Here is an 18,486-nt window from a genome sequence, read left to right as displayed (position 1 = left end):
AACACCAATCACCCCTATACCCCTGATAAATTCCATTAATCGGCCTGGCGACGCAGGAACGCCGGGATGTCGAGGTAGTCCAGATCATCCTGTGGGTTGAGTTTAGCCGCTGCTGCGGCACCCCCGTGGGCCTGGTTGCGCATCACGGTCGGACGCTCCAGGTCGCGGTAGTTGACGGCAGGCTGCTCCTGACGCACCGGTGCAGGGTTGGACGCCTCATAGGCGGCGGCCGCGCTCTGCAGGGTGTTGTCGACGACTTTGACCGGCTTCTCGATACGTGCGCCCAGACCAGTGGCAACCACGGTCACGTGCAGCTCGTCGCGCATATCCGGATCGATCACGGTGCCGACCTTGACCATGGCATGGTCGGAGGCGAAGGCTTCGATGATGCTACCGACGTCGGAGTACTCGCCCAGGGACAGGTCCGGACCTGCGGTGATGTTCACCAGGATGCCGCGGGCGCCCTGCAGGTTGACGTCTTCGAGCAGCGGGTTGCGGATCGCCGCCTCGGTGGCTTCGCGGGCACGGTTCGGACCGCTGGCGCAGCCGGTACCCATCATCGCCATACCCATCTCGCCCATCACGGTGCGCACGTCGGCGAAGTCGACGTTGATCATGCCCGGACGCTTGATGATGTCGGAGATACCACGCACAGCGCCAGCCAGTACGTCATCGGCCTTGGCGAAGGCCGACAGCAGGCTTGCATCCTTGCCCAGGATGGTCAGCAGCTTCTCGTTGGGGATGGTGATCAACGAGTCGACGCTTTCGGCCAGCATGCGGATGCCTTCGTCGGCGATCTGCATGCGCTTGCGACCTTCGAATGGGAACGGACGGGTCACTACCGCAACGGTGAGGATGCCCATTTCCTTGGCCACTTCGGCGATGATCGGCGCAGCACCGGTACCGGTACCGCCACCCATGCCGGTGGTGATGAAGACCATGTTGGTGCCCTGAAGCACCTCGGCGATGCGCTCACGGTCTTCCAGCGCGGCCTGACGGCCGACTTCCGGATTGGCACCGGCACCCAGGCCCTTGGTGACACCGGTACCCAGCTGCAGGATGGTGCGTGCGCCGATGTTCTTCAGCGCTTGGGCATCGGTGTTGGCGCAGATGAACTCGACGCCTTCGATGTTGCTTTTGACCATGTGGTTGACGGCGTTGCCACCACCACCACCGACACCGATCACTTTAATGACCGGACTTTGCGGGACGTTGTCTACGAGCTCGAACATTTTCCCTCTCCTTAACTGTTCTCTAGTTTTTGCGCCTACCACTACTGCTTTGAAACTTAGAAGTTGCCCTGGACCCAACGCTTGAATCGTTCAAGCACCGGAGCCTTCGGTTCATCGCCATAGCTGTTGTTGCTGCTGTTGCCGGTCAGAGGCAGGTCCTCGGTCTGCTTTTGCAGGCCGTAGGTGAGCAAGCCCACGCCGGTGGAATAGATCGGGTTGCGCACCACATCGCTCAGCCCCCGAACGCTATGCGGCACGCCAAGGCGCACCGGCATGTGGAAGATTTCCTCGGCCAGTTCCACAGCGCCTTCCATCTTGGCGGTGCCGCCGGTCAGGACGATGCCGGCCGGCACCAGGTCCTCGTAGCCGCTGCGACGAAGCTCGGCCTGGATCAAGGTGAAGAGCTCGTCGTAACGGGGCTCCACCACCTCGGCCAAGGCCTGGCGCGACAGCTCGCGCGGTGGGCGGTCGCCCACGCTCGGCACCTTGATGGTCTCGCCCGCGCCGGCCAGCTTGGCCAAGGCGCAGGCGTAGCGGATCTTGATTTCCTCGGCGTACTGGGTCGGGGTACGCAGGGCCATGGCGATATCGTTGGTCACCTGGTCGCCCGCGATCGGGATCACCGCGGTGTGGCGGATGGCACCTTCGGTGAAGATGGCGATGTCGGTGGTGCCACCACCGATGTCCACCAGGCACACGCCCAGTTCCTTCTCGTCATCGGTCAGCACCGAATAGGCCGACGCCAGTTGCTCGAGGATGATGTCGTCGATTTCCAGGCCACAGCGGCGCACGCACTTTTCGATGTTCTGGGCGGCGTTGACCGCGCAGGTGACAACGTGGACCTTGGCTTCCAGACGCACGCCGGACATGCCCAGGGGCTCGCGCACGCCTTCCTGGTTGTCGATCACGTAGTCCTGCGGCAGGGTGTGCAGCACCCGCTGGTCTGCCGGAATGGCCACGGCCTGGGCGGCGTCCAGTACGCGCTCGAGGTCAGCGGTGCTGACTTCGCGATCGCGAATCGCGACGATGCCGTGGGAGTTCAGGCTGCGAATGTGATTACCGGCGACGCCGACGAACGCCGAGTGGATGCGGCAGCCGGCCATCAGCTGCGCTTCTTCCACCGCGCGCTGGATCGACTGCACGGTGGACTCGATGTTCACCACCACGCCCTTTTTCAGACCGCGGGAGGGATGGGTACCGATGCCCACGATTTCCAGTGTGCCGTCAGCGGCCACTTCACCCACCAGCGCCACCACCTTGGAGGTGCCGATGTCCAGCCCGACGATCATTTTGCCGCTATGCGCGTTTGCCATGGTCCTGCCTCTCTCTAATTCTTCGCAACGGCGGGTTGGGCCGTCGTCGGTGCAATCGGTTCCCGCCAGCCAACGGCAAGCCCGTTGGCGTACCGCAGATCAACGCGGGCGATGTTGGTGATCTGCTCTTTGAGTGTCTTGTCGTAAATGGCAATGAAACGGCGCATCTTCTCCACCAGATGGTCGCGCCCCAGCAGCAGCTCGATCCCGGGGCCGGCGCTGCCCGCGCCGGTGGTGAGGAACCAACTGCCTCGCTCGCGCAGCTCCAGGCGAGCGATGGAAAAGCCCAGGGGGCGCAGCATCTGGCTCAATACCTGATACTGCTGCATGACTTGTTGCTGAGCGCGCTGCGGCCCGAACAGCTGCGGCAGGTGCTCGTAGTTGGCCAGCTCACGCGGGGTGAAGGCCTGGCCCTGGTTGTTGAGCAAGGCTTCGTCGCCCCAGCGCGCCACCGGCAACTGTTCTTCCAGACGGATCACCACCTCGTCCGGCCATACCCGGCGGACTTCGGCATGGGCGATCCATGGCATCTGTTCGAGCTCCAGACGCATCGCCGTGAGGTCGACACTGAAGAAGCTTGCGGCCACATACGGCGCGATCCGCTGCTGCACCGCCTGCTGGCTGATGTAGCTCAGGTCGCCCTGCACGGCGATCTTGGTGATCGGCCGGTCCGCATACGGCATCAGACGCACGGCGCCTTCGTAGGCACCGAAGCCTGCAGCGACCAGCAGTACCGGCCACAGCAAGCGTTTGAGACCACCCAGGCTGGGCCGCGGCAGGCGCGCCGATACGGGCTCGTCGGCCACCAGTCGGCTGGCACCACGCGGCACCGGCTTGCTACGGCCGGTAACGGGTTGCTGCTGACGTATCATCGCGCCGTGCATGGCTCTTAACCTCGCGTCGCTACGCTTTCGGCCAGGATCGCCAGCACCAGTTGCTGGAAGTCCAGACCGGCCGCGCGGGCCGCCATGGGCACCAGGCTATGGTCGGTCATGCCGGGTGCGGTGTTGACTTCGAGCAGCCAGAACCGGCCCTGCTCGTCCTGCATCACGTCCAGCCGCCCCCAGCCTTCGATGCCAATGGCATCGCAGGCGCGTGCGGTCAGTTCGATCAGTTCCTGTTCCTTGGCGTTGTCCAGGCCGCACGGAATGCGGTACTGGGTATCGTTGGCCAGGTACTTGGCGTCATAGTCGTAGAACACGTGCGGCGTGCCCAAGGCGATCGGCGGCAGCACCTGACCACGCAGCACGGCCACGGTGAACTCCGGACCATGGATCCACTGCTCGACCAGCACCTGGGAGTCGTAACGGGCGGCATCGCGCCAGGCAGCGACCAGCTCCTGCTCGTTGTTCACCTTGGCCATGCCGATACTGGAACCTTCATGGGCCGGTTTGACGATCAACGGGAAGCCCAGTTCCTTACCGGCCTCGACACAATCGTGCTCGCTGCCCAGCACGGCATGGCGCGGGGTCGGAATACCCAGGCTCTGCCAGACCTGCTTGGTACGCAGTTTGTCCATCGCCAGCGCAGACGCCAGGATGCCGCTGCCGGTGTAAGGAATGTCCAGGCACTCCAGCAGGCCCTGCATGCTGCCATCCTCGCCCCCACGGCCGTGGAGGATGATGAAGGCGCGGTCGATCTTCTCGCTCTGCAGGCGTGCCAGCAGGTCATCGCCCACATCGATGCCGACCACGTCGACACCGGCACTGGTCAGCGCTTCGAGCACCGCCTTGCCGGACTTGAGCGACACCTCGCGCTCGGCACTCTTGCCGCCGTACAGCACAGCGACGCGACCGAAGGCTTTTACATCGAGGGTCGAGTGCAATTTGTCGTAGGCGCTGCTCATTTCGACTTCTCCTGGCTGGCAACGGCGCCAGCGAACAGCGGGCTCTTGATCAGTTGCGGGGCCAGGCCGCCGATGTCACCGGCGCCTTGGCACAGCAGGATGTCGCCAGCTCGCAGCAATGGCTTGACCAGCGGCGCAAGGTCGACACCCCGTTCGATGTAGATCGGGTCCAGTTGCCCGCGCTGACGGATGCTATGGCACAGCTGACGGCTGTCGGCACCTGGGATCGGCTCCTCGCCGGCCGGGTAGACCTCCATCAGGAGCAATACGTTGGCATCGGCCAGTACCTGTACGAAGTCGTCGTACAGATCGCGGGTGCGGCTGTAGCGGTGCGGCTGATAGACCATCACCAGACGCCGGCTCGGCCAACCGCCACGCACGGCCTTGATTACCGCAGCCACTTCGGTCGGGTGGTGACCGTAGTCGTCGACCAGCATCACGCTGCCGCCTTCGACCGGCAGCTCGCCGTACACCTGGAAACGCCGGCCCACGCCCTGGAAGCCGGACAGGCCCTGGACGATGGCGTCGTCGCTGATGCCTTCGTCGGTGGCGATGGCAATGGTGGCCAGTGCATTGAGCACGTTGTGGTTGCCCGGCATGTTGACCGAAACCTCCAGCGGCTCGCAGTCGCGGCGCAGCACGGTGAAGTGGGTCTGCATGCCTTCCTGGCGAACGTTGATGGCGCGCACATCAGCTTCTTCGCTGAAGCCGTAGGTCACGGTCGGACGCTTGACCTGCGGTAGGATCTCGCGCACCACCGGATCGTCCAGGCACATCACGGCCAGACCGTAGAACGGCAGGTTGTGCAGAAACTCGACGAAGGTTTTCTTCAGTTTGTTGAAGTCACCTTCGTAGGTGGCCATGTGGTCGGCGTCGATGTTGGTGACGACCGCAACCATCGGCTGCAGATGCAGGAAGCTGGCGTCGCTCTCATCGGCCTCGGCGATCAGGTAGCGGCTGGTGCCGAGCTGGGCGTTGGTGCCGGCTGCGGTCAGGCGCCCACCGATGACGAAGGTCGGGTCCAGGCCGCCTGCGGCGAACACCGATGCCAGCAGGCTGGTGGTGGTGGTCTTGCCATGGGTACCGGCCACGGCGATGCCGTGACGGTAGCGCATCAGCTCGGCGAGCATCTCGGCGCGCGGCACCACAGGAATGCGCCGCTCGAGGGCGGTGGCGACTTCCGGGTTGGCCGGATTGATGGCGCTGGACACCACCAGCACATCAGCGTTGGCGGCGTTCTCGGCACGGTGGCCGACGAAGATCTCGGCGCCGAACGACTCCAGGCGCTCGGTGACCGGGGACGCCTTGAGGTCCGAACCGGACACCTGGTAACCCAGGTTCAGCAGCACTTCGGCGATGCCGCACATGCCCACGCCGCCGACACCGACGAAGTGGATGCGACGGATACGGCCCATTTTCGGCTGGGGCATGGCTTTCTGGCTCTCAACCATGGGCCACCTCCAGGCAGATATCGACCACGGTGCTGGTTGCGGCAGGTTTGGCCAGGCGCCGTGCGGTGCTGGCCATGGTGTTGAGTTTCTCGGGTTGCATCAGCACCTCGTTCAGGCGTTCAGCGAGCTGCGCTGCGCCAGTTGTCGCTTGTGGCATCAGGAAGGCAGCGCCTTCACGAGCCAGGTATTGGGCGTTGTGGGTCTGGTGGTCATCGATGGCGTGGGGCAAGGGCACCAGCACCGAGGGCAGGCCTGCCGCAGCCAGTTCGCTGACGGTCAGGGCACCCGCCCGGCATACCACCATGTCAGCCCAGCCATAGGCATGGGCCATGTCCTTGATGAAGGGCTCTACCTGAGCCTCGACCCCGGCCTCGCGATAACGCTCGGCGGTGATCGGCGCGTGCTGCTTGCCAGCCTGATGGAATACCTCGGGGCGCAGGCTCGCAGGCACTTCCGACAGGGCCTTAGGCAGCAATTTGTTCAATGGTTCCGCACCCAGGCTGCCACCGAGCACCAACAGGCGTGCGCGGCGCTCGGCCAATGGGGCGCGTTGCGCCTTAAGGAACAGCTCCGGACGCACCGGATTGCCGGTGGTGCGGCGCTTGCCGCTGGCCTGGAAGGTGTCCGGGAAAGCTTCGCAGACTCGTGCAGACAGCGGCACCAGCAGCCGATTGGCGGTACCGGCGCGGGCATTCTGCTCATGGATGACCAGCGGCACGCCACACAGCCGCGCGGCGACACCGCCCGGGCCGGTCACGTAGCCGCCAAAGCCCAGCACACAGACGGGCTTGAGCTGACGGATGATGCGCCGTGCCTGGAGCACTGCCTTGACCAGCGTGAACGGCGCCTTGAGCAGCGAAAGCTTGCCTTTGCCGCGCAGGCCGCTGACCTGGATCAGGTGCAGGGGCAGACCTGCCTGGGGCACGAGTTCGTTCTCTATGCCGCGCGGGGTGCCCAGCCAATGCACACTGTAGCCACGGGCCTGGAATTCACGGGCGCAGGCCAGGGCCGGGAAGACATGCCCCCCGGTGCCACCGGCCATGATCAGAACGTTCTTGCCGTCAGCGGCCATGGTAGGTCTCCTCGGCAAAATCGCTTTCCTTGAATTCGTGCTCCTCGCTGCCCAGGTGCGTCCGGCTTTCCCATTCGATGCGCAACAACAATCCCACGCAGGCACAGCAGATCACCAGCGAACTGCCACCGTAGCTGAGGAACGGCAGGGTCAGGCCTTTGGTCGGCAGCAGGCCGACGTTCACGCCAATGTTGATCAGGAACTGGCCGATCCACAGGAACGCCAGGCCGAACGCCATGTAGGCGGCAAAGAACTGCTTGGCTTTTTCCGCCCACAGGCCGATGTACAGGGCCCGCACGGTGACGAAGACGAACAGCGCCACGGTGCACAGCGAGCCGACCACGCCCAGTTCCTCGGCCAGGACCGAGAACACGAAGTCGGTGTGCGCTTCAGGCAGGTAGAACTGCTTCTGCACGCTGTTGCCCAGGCCCACACCCAGCCATTCGCCACGCCCGAAGGCAATCAGTGCCTGGGTCAGCTGGTAGCCGGAACCGAACTGGTCGGCCCAGGGGTCGGTGAAGGTGATCAGGCGCGCCATCCGGTAGGGCTGGGCCTGGACCAGAATGAACACCGCCACCACCGCCAGCACCACCATCAAGCTGAAGCGGAACAACCCCACCCCGCCGAGGAACAGCATGGCTGCGGCTGCGCCCATCATCACAACGGTGGCGCCGAAGTCTGGCTCCATCAGCAGCAGGCCGGCCATCGGCAGCAGGACGATGAAGGGTTTGAAGAAGCCCATCCAGCTCTCGCGCACCTCCTGCTGCCGGCGCACCAGGTAGCCGGCCAGGTAAATGACCACGAAGACCTTGGCAATCTCAGAGGGCTGGACGTTGAAGAAGCTGAAGCCGATCCAGCGCATGGAACCGTTCACTTCACGGCCAATGCCTGGCACCAACACCAAAAACAGCAGACCGAAGGCACCGACCAGCATCATGAAGCCCATGCGCTGCCAGGTGGCGATCGGCACCATCATGGTCGCGCCACAGGCGACCAGGCCCAGGGCCACGTACACCAGATGACGGAACATGTGATACAGCGGGTTGCCCGACTGCACTGCGGCCACTTCCGAGGAGGCCGAGGTGATCATCACCAGGCCCAGGCCCAGCAGCGCCAGGCAACCGGCGAGGAAGGCGAAGTCCAGGTCGATGCCGCGGCCGCTGATCAGCGGCGATGGATAAGGCTTGAGGATGCCGAAGATCATGCCAGCCCCTCCACTGCCCGGGCGAACAGACGTCCGCGTTCTTCGAAGTTCTTGAACATGTCGAGGCTGGCGCAAGCCGGCGACAAGAGCACGGCATCGCCAGGCTCGGCCAGCTCGGCGCATTGCTGCACGGCTTCGTCCAGGGTCTTGACCCGAACCTGGTGCACGCCCTCGCCCAGCGACTGGGCCAAACGCTCGGCATCACGCCCCAGCAGGACCACAGCGCGGCAGAAACGCGCCACCGGCTCACGCAATGCCGAGAAGTCCGCCCCCTTGCCGTCGCCCCCGGCGATGAGCACCAGTTTGCCGTCGATATCCGCCCCCAGGCCTTCGATGGCCGCCAGGGCAGCGCCAACGTTGGTGGCCTTGGAGTCGTCGTACCAGTTGACGCCGTTGCGCTCACGCACCCATTGGCAGCGGTGGGCGAGCCCGGTGAATTCACGCAGCGCGTCGAGCATCGGCGCGAACGGCAGGCCCACGGCATGACCCAGGGCCAGGGCGGCCAGGGCGTTGCTCTGATTGTGGGCACCGCGGATCTTCAGCTCACGCACCGGCATGAGGGTCTGGAATTCGAAGGCCAAGTACTTCTCGCCGTCCACTTCACGCAGGCCGAAGGCCTTGAAGTCTGGAACGTTCAAGCCAAAGGTCCAGCACGGGCGACCCTCGACTGGCAACGGTCGGCTCAGGGCATCCTGGCGGTTGACCACGACTTGGCGAGCGCCACGGAAGATCCGGTGCTTGGCCAAGTGATAGGCCGGCAGGCCGCTGTAGCGGTCCATGTGGTCTTCGCTGATGTTCAGCACAGTGGCCACTTCAGCGTTGAGCTGGTCGGTGGTCTCCAGCTGGAAGCTGGAAAGCTCCAGAACATACAGTTCCACCGTGTCATCCAGCAGGTCCAGTGCCGGCGTACCCAGGTTGCCGCCCACTGCCACACGCTTGCCAGCCTTTGCAGCCATCTCCCCGACCAGGGTGGTCACGGTGCTCTTGGCGTTGGAGCCGCTGATCGCCACGATGGGCGCCTTGGCATACCGCGCGAATAGCTCGATGTCGCCGGACAGCGTCACGCCGCGGGCTGCGGCCTGCTGCAGCGCCGGGGTGGCCAGGGCCAGCCCAGGGCTGACGTAGAGTTCGTTGGCGCGGCACAGGAAGTCCACGTCCAGCTCGCCACAGCGCACTTCCACCTGCGGGTATTCACGACGCAGGGTGTCCAGTTCCGGCGGCTGCTCGCGGGTATCGGCGACCGCAAAGGCAATGCCCCGGCTCGCCAGGAAGCGAACCAGGGACATGCCGCTCTTGCCGAGGCCGACAACGATGCGGAATTGGTCGGAAGCGATCAGTGACACGCTCATCTACCTCAGTTTCAGGGTGGCAAGGCCGATCAGCACCAGAATTACGGTGATGATCCAGAATCGGACGATCACCCGCGGCTCGGGCCAACCCTTGAGTTCAAAGTGGTGGTGGATCGGCGCCATGCGGAACACCCGCTTGCCGGTCAACTTGAAGGAGGCCACCTGGATCACCACCGACAGGGTCTCCATGACGAACACACCGCCCATGATGAACAGGACGATTTCCTGGCGAACGATGACGGCGATGGTGCCCAACGCAGCGCCCAACGCCAGCGCGCCGACGTCACCCATGAAGACCTGGGCCGGGTAGGTGTTGAACCACAGGAAGCCCAGGCCGGCACCGATCAGCGCGCCGCAGAACACGATCAGTTCACCGGCACCCGGTACGTAAGGGATCAGCAGGTATTCGGCGAACTTAACGTTGCCGGACAGGTAGCAGAAGATGCCCAAGGCACCGCCGACCATCACGGTTGGCATGATCGCCAGGCCATCGAGGCCGTCGGTCAGGTTGACCGCGTTGCTCGAACCGACGATGACGAAATAGGTCAGCACGATGAAGAACGCGCCCAGCGGAATGGTGAGGTCCTTGAGCATCGGCACGATCAGGGTGGTCTCGACGCTGGTCGGTGCGGTCATGTACAGGAACACTGCCGCGCCCAGACCGAACACCGATTGCCAGAAGTACTTCCAGCGGCTCGGCAGGCCACGGGAGTTCTTCTCGATCACCTTGCGATAGTCGTCGACCCAGCCGATGGCGCCGAACAGCATGGTCACGATCAGTACGACCCAGACGTAGCGGTTGGTCAGGTCTGCCCACAGCAGCGTGCTGATGCCGATGGCGGACAGGATCAGGGCGCCGCCCATGGTGGGGGTGCCGGACTTGGACAGGTGCGATTGCGGGCCGTCGTTACGGACAGCCTGACCGATCTGGCGGATCTGCAGGGTGCGGATCATCCACGGCCCAAGCCACAGCGCCAGGGACAGCGCGGTCAACACACCCAGGATCCCGCGCAGGGACAGGTACTGGAAGACCGCGAAGCCCTTGTAGAACTGTTGCAGATACTCGGCCAACAGCAGCAGCATTAATGTTTCTCCCCGCTGGGACCGCACAAGGCCGCCACGACGTTTTCCATCGCAGCGCTGCGCGAGCCCTTGATCAAGATAGTGGTGTCACTGGCAGTCTCGGCGCGAACGGCATCGATCAGCTCAGCCTGGGTAGCGAAATGGCGGCCATTGGCGCCGTACGCCGCGACCGCGTGGGCCATGTTGGTACCCACCGCATACAGGGCGTCGACCTTGCCGCGGGCGTAGTCACCCACCTGACGGTGGCCTTCTTCTGCCCATTGCCCCAGTTCGCCGATATCCCCGAGCACCAGGACGGTGCGTCCGGAAAAGCCGGCGAGTATATCAATGGCAGCGCACATCGAGGTGGGATTTGCGTTGTAGCTGTCGTCGATCACACGCACGCCGTTTGCGGCGATCTGGGCAACGGTCCGGCCCTTGACCGGCTGGACTGCCTCCAACCCGGCGGCAATACCCTCCAGGCTCACGCCCAGGGCATGGGCAGCGGCGGCGGCGGCCAGCGCATTGCTGACGTTGTGGGTGCCCAGCAGGTTCAGTTGCACCTTCACCGAGCCTTGTGGCCCGTTCAGGGTAAAGGACGGGCAGCCACGAACGTCGCGCCCGATGTCACCGGCATGGAAATCAGCCTGTGGATTGTCCAGTGCAAAACTGAGGATGCGGTGCTGACCGGCGCGCTTGCGCCAGATCTCGAAGGCTTTGTCGGCCAGATTAAGGATGGCCGTGCCGCCCTCGCCCAGTCCTTCGAGGATCTCGCCCTTGGCCTCGACGATCTTCTCGGGGCCGCCGAACTCGCCAACGTGGGCGGTCCCGGCGTTGTTGATGATGACCACCTGAGGCTGGGTCAGGCCGACGGTATAACGGATCTCACCGATGCGCGAGGCGCCCAGCTCGATCACCGCAGCACTGTGCTCCGGGGAAATTTCCAGCAAGGTCAGCGGTGCGCCGAGGTCGTTGTTCAGGTTGCCCCGCGTGGCCAGTACCAAGCCACGCGTGCGCAGGATGCTGGCCAGCAGCTCCTTGACCGTGGTCTTGCCGCTGGAACCGGTGATGGCCGCGACCGGCTTGTCGAAGGCAGCGCGGTTCAGGGCGCCGAGCCGACCCAAGGCCAGCCGGCTGTCGGCAACCACCAGCTGTGGCAAGTCGACGCCTTCCACTTCGCGCTCCACCAGCGCTGCCACGGCGCCCTTGGCCTGGACGTCGGCCAAGTAGTCGTGACCATCGAAGCGCGGCCCGGCCAGGGCGACGAACAACTGCCCGGCCCCCACGGTGCGGCTGTCGATGCTGACGCCGCTGAAGCTCGCGTCGGCACCGACATGGCGTCCCGCGAGCGGCGCGACCAGCTGGCTGAGTGTCATGGGCTTAAGCATGTGGAGCCTCCCAGGCTGCAAGTGCCTTCTCGGCTTCGACCAGGTCGGAGAAGTCGTGGCGTTCGCCATTGATCTCCTGATAATCCTCATGCCCTTTGCCAGCGAGGACGATGACATCGTTGGCGGCAGCGGTGGCGATCAGATGTGCGATGGCATCGCCTCGACCGGCGACGAATTCGACGTCGGCAGGCTTGGCGAAACCAGGGCGAATATCATCGAAGATCCGCTGCGGGTCTTCGGTGCGCGGATTGTCGTCAGTGACCAGCACGCGGTCAGCCAGGCGCTCGGCCACTTCCGCCATCAACGGACGCTTGCCGCGATCACGATCGCCACCGCAGCCAAACAGGCACAGCAGTCGACCATGGGCATGCGGGCGCAGGGCTTCGAGGACTTTTTCCAGCGCATCGGGCGTGTGGGCGTAATCGACCACCACCAGCGGCTTCTCGCCTCCCCCCAGGCGCTGCATGCGCCCGATGGGGCCCTGCAGTTGCGGGGTGACCTTGAGGATTTCATCCAACGGGTAGTCCAGCGCGAGCAGGGTGGCCACCGCAGCGAGCATGTTGCTCAGGTTGAAGCGGCCCAGCAGACGACTGCGCAGCGCGTGCTCGCCCTGCGGGGTCACCAGCACCGCACGCACGCCGTCGTCATCGAAGCGGGCTTGCTTGCAGAACAGCGTGGCGGCCGGATCCAGCAGGCTGTAGCTGATCAGACGGGACTCGCCGTGGCTCTGGGCCAGGCGACGACCGAATTCATCGTCCAGGTTGACCACGCGGCAACGCAGGTCCGGCCAGGCGAACAGCTTGGCCTTGGCGGCCTCGTAGGCCTCCATGCTGCCGTGGTAATCCAGGTGATCGCGGGACAGGTTGGTCATCACCGCGATGTCGAATGCCAGTGCCGCGACACGGCCTTGCTCCAGGGCGTGCGACGACACTTCCATGGCCACGGCCTTGGCGCCGCCATGCTTGAGGTCGTTCAGGGTCGCCTGCACGGCGATCGGGTCAGGTGTGGTCAGGCGGCCGCTGCGCAGCTCGCCATAGAAGCCGGTGCCCAAGGTACCGATCAGCCCGCAACGCTGCCCCAGGGCATCGAGGGCCTGGGCCACCAGCTGGGTAACGCTGGTCTTGCCGTTGGTGCCGGTGACACCCACCAGGTCCAGCTGACGGCTCGGTTCGCCATAGAAGCGCCCGGCGATTTCCGACAACTGGCCAATCAGGCCGCGCACCGGAATCAGCGGCGCCTCAGTGATCGGCAGAACGCTCGCGCCCTGCTCTTCATAGGCCACGGCGGCGGCACCACGGGCCAGGGCATCGGCGATGTGCTCGCGGCCGTCGACCTTTGCCCCGGGAACAGCCAGGAACAGATCGCCCGGTCGCACCTGGCGACTGTCGAGCGTCAGCTCGCGGATTAGTGGATCGCGGCTGGCATGGGCGAAAAGCTTGCTCAATGGCATTGTCATCAACCACGCCCTCCATTGGCGGGTACTGCGCTGGCCTGCTGGGTCGCGGGTGGCGGCAGGTTGTCTGGCGGAACGTTCATCAGGCGCAGGGTGCCCGACATCACCTTGCTGAATACAGGCGCCGAGACCAGGCCGCCGAAATAGCCACCTTTGCTCGGCTCATCGATGACCACCACGATGGCGTAGCGCGGGTCGCTCATCGGACCGAAGCCTGCGAACAGCGAACGGTAGGCGTTTTCGGTGTAGCCCTTGGAGCCGACAGTGGCCTTACGCGCGGTACCGGACTTGCCACCCACGTGATAGAACGGCACCTGGGCACGGAACACCCCACGCGGGGCTTCGATGACCTGCTGCAACATGGCCTGGACGGTTTCGGCGGTGTCGGCCGGAATCGCCTGTACGGCCTCCGGCGCTTTGTCGACCTTGAGAATCGACAGCGGCACCATCTTGCCGTCGTTGGCAATCGCCGCGTAGGCATGCACCAACTGCAGGGCCGTCACCGAAACGCCATAGCCGTAGGACAGCGTGGCGGTCTCGGCTTTTCGCCATTCGCGATGGTTGGGCAGATTGCCGACACGCTCGCCCGGGAAGCCCAGGCCGGTGTACTGGCCCAGGCCGACTTGGGACATGACCCGATAGATCGCCTCGCCACCGATGTCGAAGGCAATCTTGCTCATGCCGACGTTACTGGAGTTGATCAGGATGCCCGTCAGGTCGAGGATCGGGCCCTCGCTCTTGGACACGTCCTTGATGGTGTAGCGGCCGATCTGCAGGCTGCCCGGATACACCTCGACCTTGTCGGTGGGTTTCCAGCGGCCGCTCTGCAGGGCCGCACTCATAGAGATCGGCTTGACGGTGGAACCCGGCTCGAACACGTCGATGATCGCCCGGTTGCGCATGGCCGCGGGGAACATGCTGCGGCGGTTGTTCGGGTTGTAGGTCGGCTGGTTGACCATCGCCAGGACCTCGCCGGTCTTGACGTCCATGATCACCAGGCTGCCGGCCTTGGCTTCCTGCTCGGCGATGGCATTGCGCAACTCGCGAGTGGCCAGGTACTGCAGACGCAGATCGATGGACAACGCCAAGGTCTTTCCGGCCTTGGCGTTCTTGGTGACCTGGATGTCCTTGATCAGCCGACCGCGCCGATCCTTGATCACCTGGCGCTTGCCAGGCACCCCGGCGAGCCACTCGTCATAGGCCAGTTCGACCCCTTCGCGACCGTGATCATCCAGGTCGGTGAAGCCCACCATGTGCGCGGTGACATCGCCCGCCGGATAGAAGCGGCGGAACTCTTCCATGCCGTAGACGCCCGGCACCTTGAGGTCGAGCACCTGCTGGCCCTGCTCCGGCGTCAGGCCGCGGACCAGGTAAATGAATTCTTTGTTGGCTTGCTGGGTCAGGCGCTCGGTCAGCTGTTGAGCGTTCTGCCCGAGTGCGGCAGCCAGCTGCGGCCAGCGATCACGGGCGACCTGCATTTCCTTGGGGTTGGCCCACAGGGTGGTGACCGGCGTACTGACGGCCAGCGGCTCGCCGTTGCGGTCGGTAATCAGGCCGCGGTGTGCGGGAATAGGGATATGACGCAGGCTGCGGGCATCGCCCTGGCCCTTGAGGAAGTCACGGTCGATCACCTGCAGGTCGATGATGCGCCAGGCGATGGCGCCGACCATCAGCGCCAGCAAAGCGATCACTACCCGGAAGCGCCAGGGGTAGAGTGCGCCTTCGAGCTTCATCATGGCGCCACCATCCGCACTTCGTCAGCGGCCGGGACGCGCATTTTCAGTTGCTCGCTGGCCAGGTTTTCGATACGGCTGTGGGCAGTCCAGGTGCTTTGCTCGAGGATCAACCGCCCCCACTCAGCCTGGGCCTTGTCGCGCTCGTTAAGCTCGCCATAGAGGGTGTTGAGCAACTGGCGGTTCCAGTGGGCGCTGTAGGACACGGCGATCGCCGACACCAGCACACCGATAAACAGCAGAAGCATCAGGAAGCTTCCACCTGGCAAAGGTTTGGCAAACAGCCGGCTCACCGCAGCTTCTCCGCCACCCGCATCACGGCACTGCGTGCGCGCGGGTTGGCCTGAAGCTCTGCATCGGAGGCGAACTGCGCCTTGCCGATCAGGCGGATCCGGGGTTCGAAGACCTTGTGCTGCACCGGCAGATTGCGCGGCAAGTTGTCTGCCTCGCCCTTGGCCAGCTTGCGCATGAACAGCTTGACGATGCGGTCCTCGAGCGAATGGAAGCTGATCACCGCTAGCCGGCCACCGACTTCCAGCGCCTCGATTGCAGCCTCAAGGCCGGCCTCGAGATCGCCCAGTTCGTTGTTGACGTGAATACGCAGTCCCTGGAAGGCGCGGGTGGCGGGATTCTTGCCCTTTTCCCAAGCGGGGTTGGCGACCTTGAGTACTTCGGCAAGATCACCCGTACGGGTGAACGGCTGCTGCTCGCGGCGCTGCACCACGGCGCGCGCCATGCGCTTGGCGAAACGCTCCTCGCCGTACTCCTTGAAGACACGGGCGATTTCCTCTTCGGGTGCGGTGGCGATGAACTCGGCGGCGCTGATGCCTTGGTCGGGATTCATGCGCATGTCCAACGGGCCGTCATTGAGGAAACTGAAGCCACGCTCGGGGTCATCCAATTGCGGCGAGGAGACGCCCAAGTCCAGCAGAATGCCGCTGACCTTGCCATCGAGACCACGCTGCGCGACTTCATCGCCCATCTCGGCAAAGCTGCGCTGCACAATGACAAAGCGGCCGTCTTCGGCCGCCAGCGCTTGCCCCGTCGCAATCGCTTGTGGATCTTTGTCGAACCCCAGCAACCGTCCTTGCGGCCCGAGCTTGCTGAGAATAAGGCGGCTGTGCCCACCCCGGCCGAAGGTGCCATCCAGATAGCAACCGTCGGCGCGCAGGGCCAATGCCTCGACAGCCTCGTCGAGCAGCACGGTGATGTGGTTGAAGCCGCTATCTATCGTCACAGGATCAGGTCACGCAAATCATCGGGCATGGCGCCCGGTTGTTGAATAGCTGCAAGGTCGGCTGCCGAAACCGCGTTCCAGGCATCCTCATCCCACAGCTGGAATTTGTTCAGTTGCCCCACCAGCATCGCCTTCTTGTCGAGCTTGGCGTATTCGCGCAGGCGGGGCGGCACCAGGAAACGACCACTGCCATCGAGCTCCAGGTCCACCGCATTGCCGATCAGCAAACGCTGCAGGCGGCGGTTTTCCTCACGCAACGACGGCAAGGCACGCAACTTGGCTTCGATCTGTTCCCACTCATCGAGGGGATAAACACACAAGCAGGGGTCTACTGCGTCAATGGTCACGATCAATTGACCATTGCAACGCGAATCGAGCTCGTCACGGTACCGACTCGGCATGGCGAGTCGGCCCTTTGCATCGAGGCTGACGGCGTTGGCTCCGCGGAACACGGCTGCGATTCCCCACTGATGTTAGCTTTATTTGGTCAGAAAACCCACTTCATCCCACTTTCTGCCACTTGCGCACACTATAGGAATCCGTCCGCCACACCGTCAAGGCACGTTCATAAGGAAATCCCTTACAGGACGGCGATTTAGCGCAACAAAGGAAGGAGGAACGACTACCAGCGAAGAAATTTGGCGAGAAAAATCAAAGACACGCGGACACATGCAGCGCGAAGTTAAAGTGATTTATTAAGAGTAAGAATTTTTCGGTATTACCACGACATATCTGCTATCGATTCAAGCAGGGAAGGAGGGAGGTGGAGAGTCGATCTGTAAGCCGGGTTCTGTCGAGGACAGTCATTCCTCTACGACGGCCATCACTGGACGCCTTTAGCAACCTACCCGGTTCCGACGCGGGCCACGCCGTAAGGAACCCTATTTGGTCTTGCTCCGAGTGGGGTTTACCTAGCCACGAACTGTTACCAGTCGTGCGGTGCGCTCTTACCGCACCTTTTCACCCTTACCGGCACCGAAGTGCTTAGGCGGTTGTTTTCTGTGGCACTTTCCGTAGGCTCGCGCCCCCCAGGCGTTACCTGGCACTCTGCCCTATGGAGCCCGGACTTTCCTCCCCCCTCTTTTGCGGAACAAAAGAAGGCAGCGACTGTCCGATCGACTCTCCGACGACAAGGTTAACGGCAGGCGCGCCCAAGAACAAGTGACGCCACTAAAGAATATCAATTTGCCACTATTCGGATTTTTGTTTTTCCAGGGCAATTTGATAGAGCAAGTTCTTGCGAACACCGGTGATTTCCGCCGCCAGCGCAGCCGCGCGCTTGAGCGGCAACTCCGCCAGTAACAGATCGAGCACCCGCTGCGCTTCGCCGCTGATAGCTTGCTCATCCTCAGGCGCGCTCCAGCCACCGACCAATACCACACATTCACCGCGCTGCTGATTGCTGTCGCCCTCGACAAAGGCGCGCAACTCACCCAGGGGCAAACCCTTGAGGGTCTCGAAGGTCTTGGTCAATTCACGCCCCAGCACTGCCGGGCGATCTGCGCCGAGCACCGCTTCCATGTCCTCCAGGCATTCGAGGATGCGATGCGGTGCTTCATAGAAAATCAGGGTCCGCGGCTCCTCCTTGACCAGCTCGAGCCGAGCACGGCGACCCGCCGCCTTGGCCGGCAAGAAGCCTTCGAAGATGAATCGGTCAGACGGCAGCCCCGCCGCCGACAGCGCGGCGATCAATGCACAGGCGCCCGGCACTGGCACCACCTGCACCCCCGCCGCACGCGCCTGGCGCACCAAGTGGTAGCCCGGATCGGAGATCAGCGGCGTGCCGGCATCCGACACCAGAGCCACGTCGTCTCCCGCCAGAAGCCGAGTGATGAACCGCCCGCCTTCATCTCGCTCATTGTGTTCGTGGCAAGCTGCCAGTGGGGTATCAATACCGAAATGCTGGAGCAGGCGCACCGAGTGACGGGTATCTTCGGCAGCGATCAACGCCACGTTCGCCAGGACCTTGAGGGCCCGGGCACTCATGTCGTCCAGATTGCCGATCGGCGTAGCGACGACATAAAGCGTCCCCATCATGGATTTCGAAGCCCCTGCAACATCAGTCACTGCGCACACCTGTCTTGTGGATCAAAGGCGCCATTGTAGCCCGAGCACCCGTAACAGCGCGCAAAGAACTTCACGAGCC

The 18,486-nt window shown here is 63.7% G+C and carries 16 protein-coding genes and 1 other RNA gene; all 17 read right to left on the bottom strand.

All coding sequences use genetic code 11. From position 1 onward, the window contains the following. Positions 1-35: 35 nt before the first annotated feature. Positions 36-1,232: a cell division protein FtsZ gene (gene ftsZ, locus ABOA88_RS11105; protein ID WP_043207523.1), complete on the bottom strand. Its 1,197-nt coding sequence runs from the start codon at positions 1,230-1,232 to the stop codon at positions 36-38. A 56-nt stretch (positions 1,233-1,288) separates the two neighbouring features. Continuing rightward, a complete protein-coding gene (gene ftsA, locus ABOA88_RS11100; protein WP_070092349.1) occupies positions 1,289-2,545 on the bottom strand; it encodes a cell division protein FtsA in 1,257 nt (418 codons plus the stop codon). 14 nt (positions 2,546-2,559) lie between these two features. Next, positions 2,560-3,429 carry a cell division protein FtsQ/DivIB gene (locus ABOA88_RS11095; protein ID WP_043207518.1) on the bottom strand — a complete coding sequence of 290 codons (870 nt, stop codon included), beginning with the start codon at positions 3,427-3,429 and terminating at the stop codon, positions 2,560-2,562. Positions 3,430-3,434: 5 nt separating this feature from the next. Then, complete coding sequence (locus ABOA88_RS11090; RefSeq protein ID WP_070576174.1) at positions 3,435-4,391, bottom strand: D-alanine--D-alanine ligase; 957 nt, start codon at positions 4,389-4,391, stop codon at positions 3,435-3,437. Beyond that, on the bottom strand, positions 4,388-5,842 hold the full coding sequence (gene murC, locus ABOA88_RS11085; RefSeq protein ID WP_102081629.1) for a UDP-N-acetylmuramate--L-alanine ligase: 1,455 nt from the start codon (positions 5,840-5,842) through the stop codon (positions 4,388-4,390). The genes ABOA88_RS11090 and murC overlap by 4 nt, the downstream gene beginning before the upstream one ends. Continuing rightward, a complete protein-coding gene (gene murG, locus ABOA88_RS11080) occupies positions 5,835-6,914 on the bottom strand; it encodes an undecaprenyldiphospho-muramoylpentapeptide beta-N-acetylglucosaminyltransferase (RefSeq protein ID WP_367851564.1) in 1,080 nt (359 codons plus the stop codon). The genes murC and murG overlap by 8 nt, the downstream gene beginning before the upstream one ends. Further along, positions 6,904-8,118: a putative lipid II flippase FtsW gene (gene ftsW, locus ABOA88_RS11075; protein WP_043207508.1), complete on the bottom strand. Its 1,215-nt coding sequence runs from the start codon at positions 8,116-8,118 to the stop codon at positions 6,904-6,906. Before ftsW ends, murG begins: the two co-directional genes overlap by 11 nt. Continuing rightward, positions 8,115-9,461 carry a UDP-N-acetylmuramoyl-L-alanine--D-glutamate ligase gene (murD, locus tag ABOA88_RS11070; protein WP_196170350.1) on the bottom strand — a complete coding sequence of 449 codons (1,347 nt, stop codon included), beginning with the start codon at positions 9,459-9,461 and terminating at the stop codon, positions 8,115-8,117. Before murD ends, ftsW begins: the two co-directional genes overlap by 4 nt. Positions 9,462-9,467: 6 nt before the next feature. Beyond that, positions 9,468-10,550: a phospho-N-acetylmuramoyl-pentapeptide-transferase gene (gene mraY / locus ABOA88_RS11065; protein WP_070092343.1), complete on the bottom strand. Its 1,083-nt coding sequence runs from the start codon at positions 10,548-10,550 to the stop codon at positions 9,468-9,470. Further along, positions 10,550-11,917, bottom strand: a complete 1,368-nt coding sequence (locus ABOA88_RS11060) for a UDP-N-acetylmuramoyl-tripeptide--D-alanyl-D-alanine ligase (protein WP_196170349.1) — start codon at positions 11,915-11,917, stop codon at positions 10,550-10,552. The genes mraY and ABOA88_RS11060 overlap by 1 nt, the downstream gene beginning before the upstream one ends. Beyond that, a complete protein-coding gene (locus tag ABOA88_RS11055) occupies positions 11,910-13,373 on the bottom strand; it encodes a UDP-N-acetylmuramoyl-L-alanyl-D-glutamate--2,6-diaminopimelate ligase (protein ID WP_196170348.1) in 1,464 nt (487 codons plus the stop codon). The genes ABOA88_RS11060 and ABOA88_RS11055 overlap by 8 nt, the downstream gene beginning before the upstream one ends. Beyond that, positions 13,373-15,103, bottom strand: coding sequence for a peptidoglycan D,D-transpeptidase FtsI family protein (locus ABOA88_RS11050; protein ID WP_167358096.1), 1,731 nt, complete (start codon positions 15,101-15,103; stop codon positions 13,373-13,375). The genes ABOA88_RS11055 and ABOA88_RS11050 overlap by 1 nt, the downstream gene beginning before the upstream one ends. Further along, positions 15,103-15,396, bottom strand: a complete 294-nt coding sequence (gene ftsL, locus ABOA88_RS11045; protein ID WP_043207496.1) for a cell division protein FtsL — start codon at positions 15,394-15,396, stop codon at positions 15,103-15,105. The genes ABOA88_RS11050 and ftsL overlap by 1 nt, the downstream gene beginning before the upstream one ends. Further along, complete coding sequence (rsmH, locus tag ABOA88_RS11040; RefSeq protein ID WP_437437091.1) at positions 15,393-16,340, bottom strand: 16S rRNA (cytosine(1402)-N(4))-methyltransferase RsmH; 948 nt, start codon at positions 16,338-16,340, stop codon at positions 15,393-15,395. The genes ftsL and rsmH overlap by 4 nt, the downstream gene beginning before the upstream one ends. Next, entirely contained in the window at positions 16,337-16,792 is a 456-nt protein-coding gene (gene mraZ / locus ABOA88_RS11035; protein WP_011535546.1) for a division/cell wall cluster transcriptional repressor MraZ, read from the bottom strand. Before mraZ ends, rsmH begins: the two co-directional genes overlap by 4 nt. A 311-nt stretch (positions 16,793-17,103) precedes the next feature. Continuing rightward, an RNA gene (gene rnpB / locus ABOA88_RS11030) (RNase P RNA component class A) lies at positions 17,104-17,463 on the bottom strand. 68 nt (positions 17,464-17,531) lie between these two features. Next, complete coding sequence (gene rsmI, locus ABOA88_RS11025; RefSeq protein WP_367851565.1) at positions 17,532-18,377, bottom strand: 16S rRNA (cytidine(1402)-2'-O)-methyltransferase; 846 nt, start codon at positions 18,375-18,377, stop codon at positions 17,532-17,534. Positions 18,378-18,486 lie beyond the last annotated feature (109 nt).

Source organism: Pseudomonas sp. PKS, assembly GCF_051913525.1.
GTDB lineage: Bacteria > Pseudomonadota > Gammaproteobacteria > Pseudomonadales > Pseudomonadaceae > Aquipseudomonas > Aquipseudomonas guariconensis_D.
The sequence above is the reverse complement of the archived record's forward strand: the minus strand, read 5'-3'. Positions and strand labels throughout refer to the sequence as shown.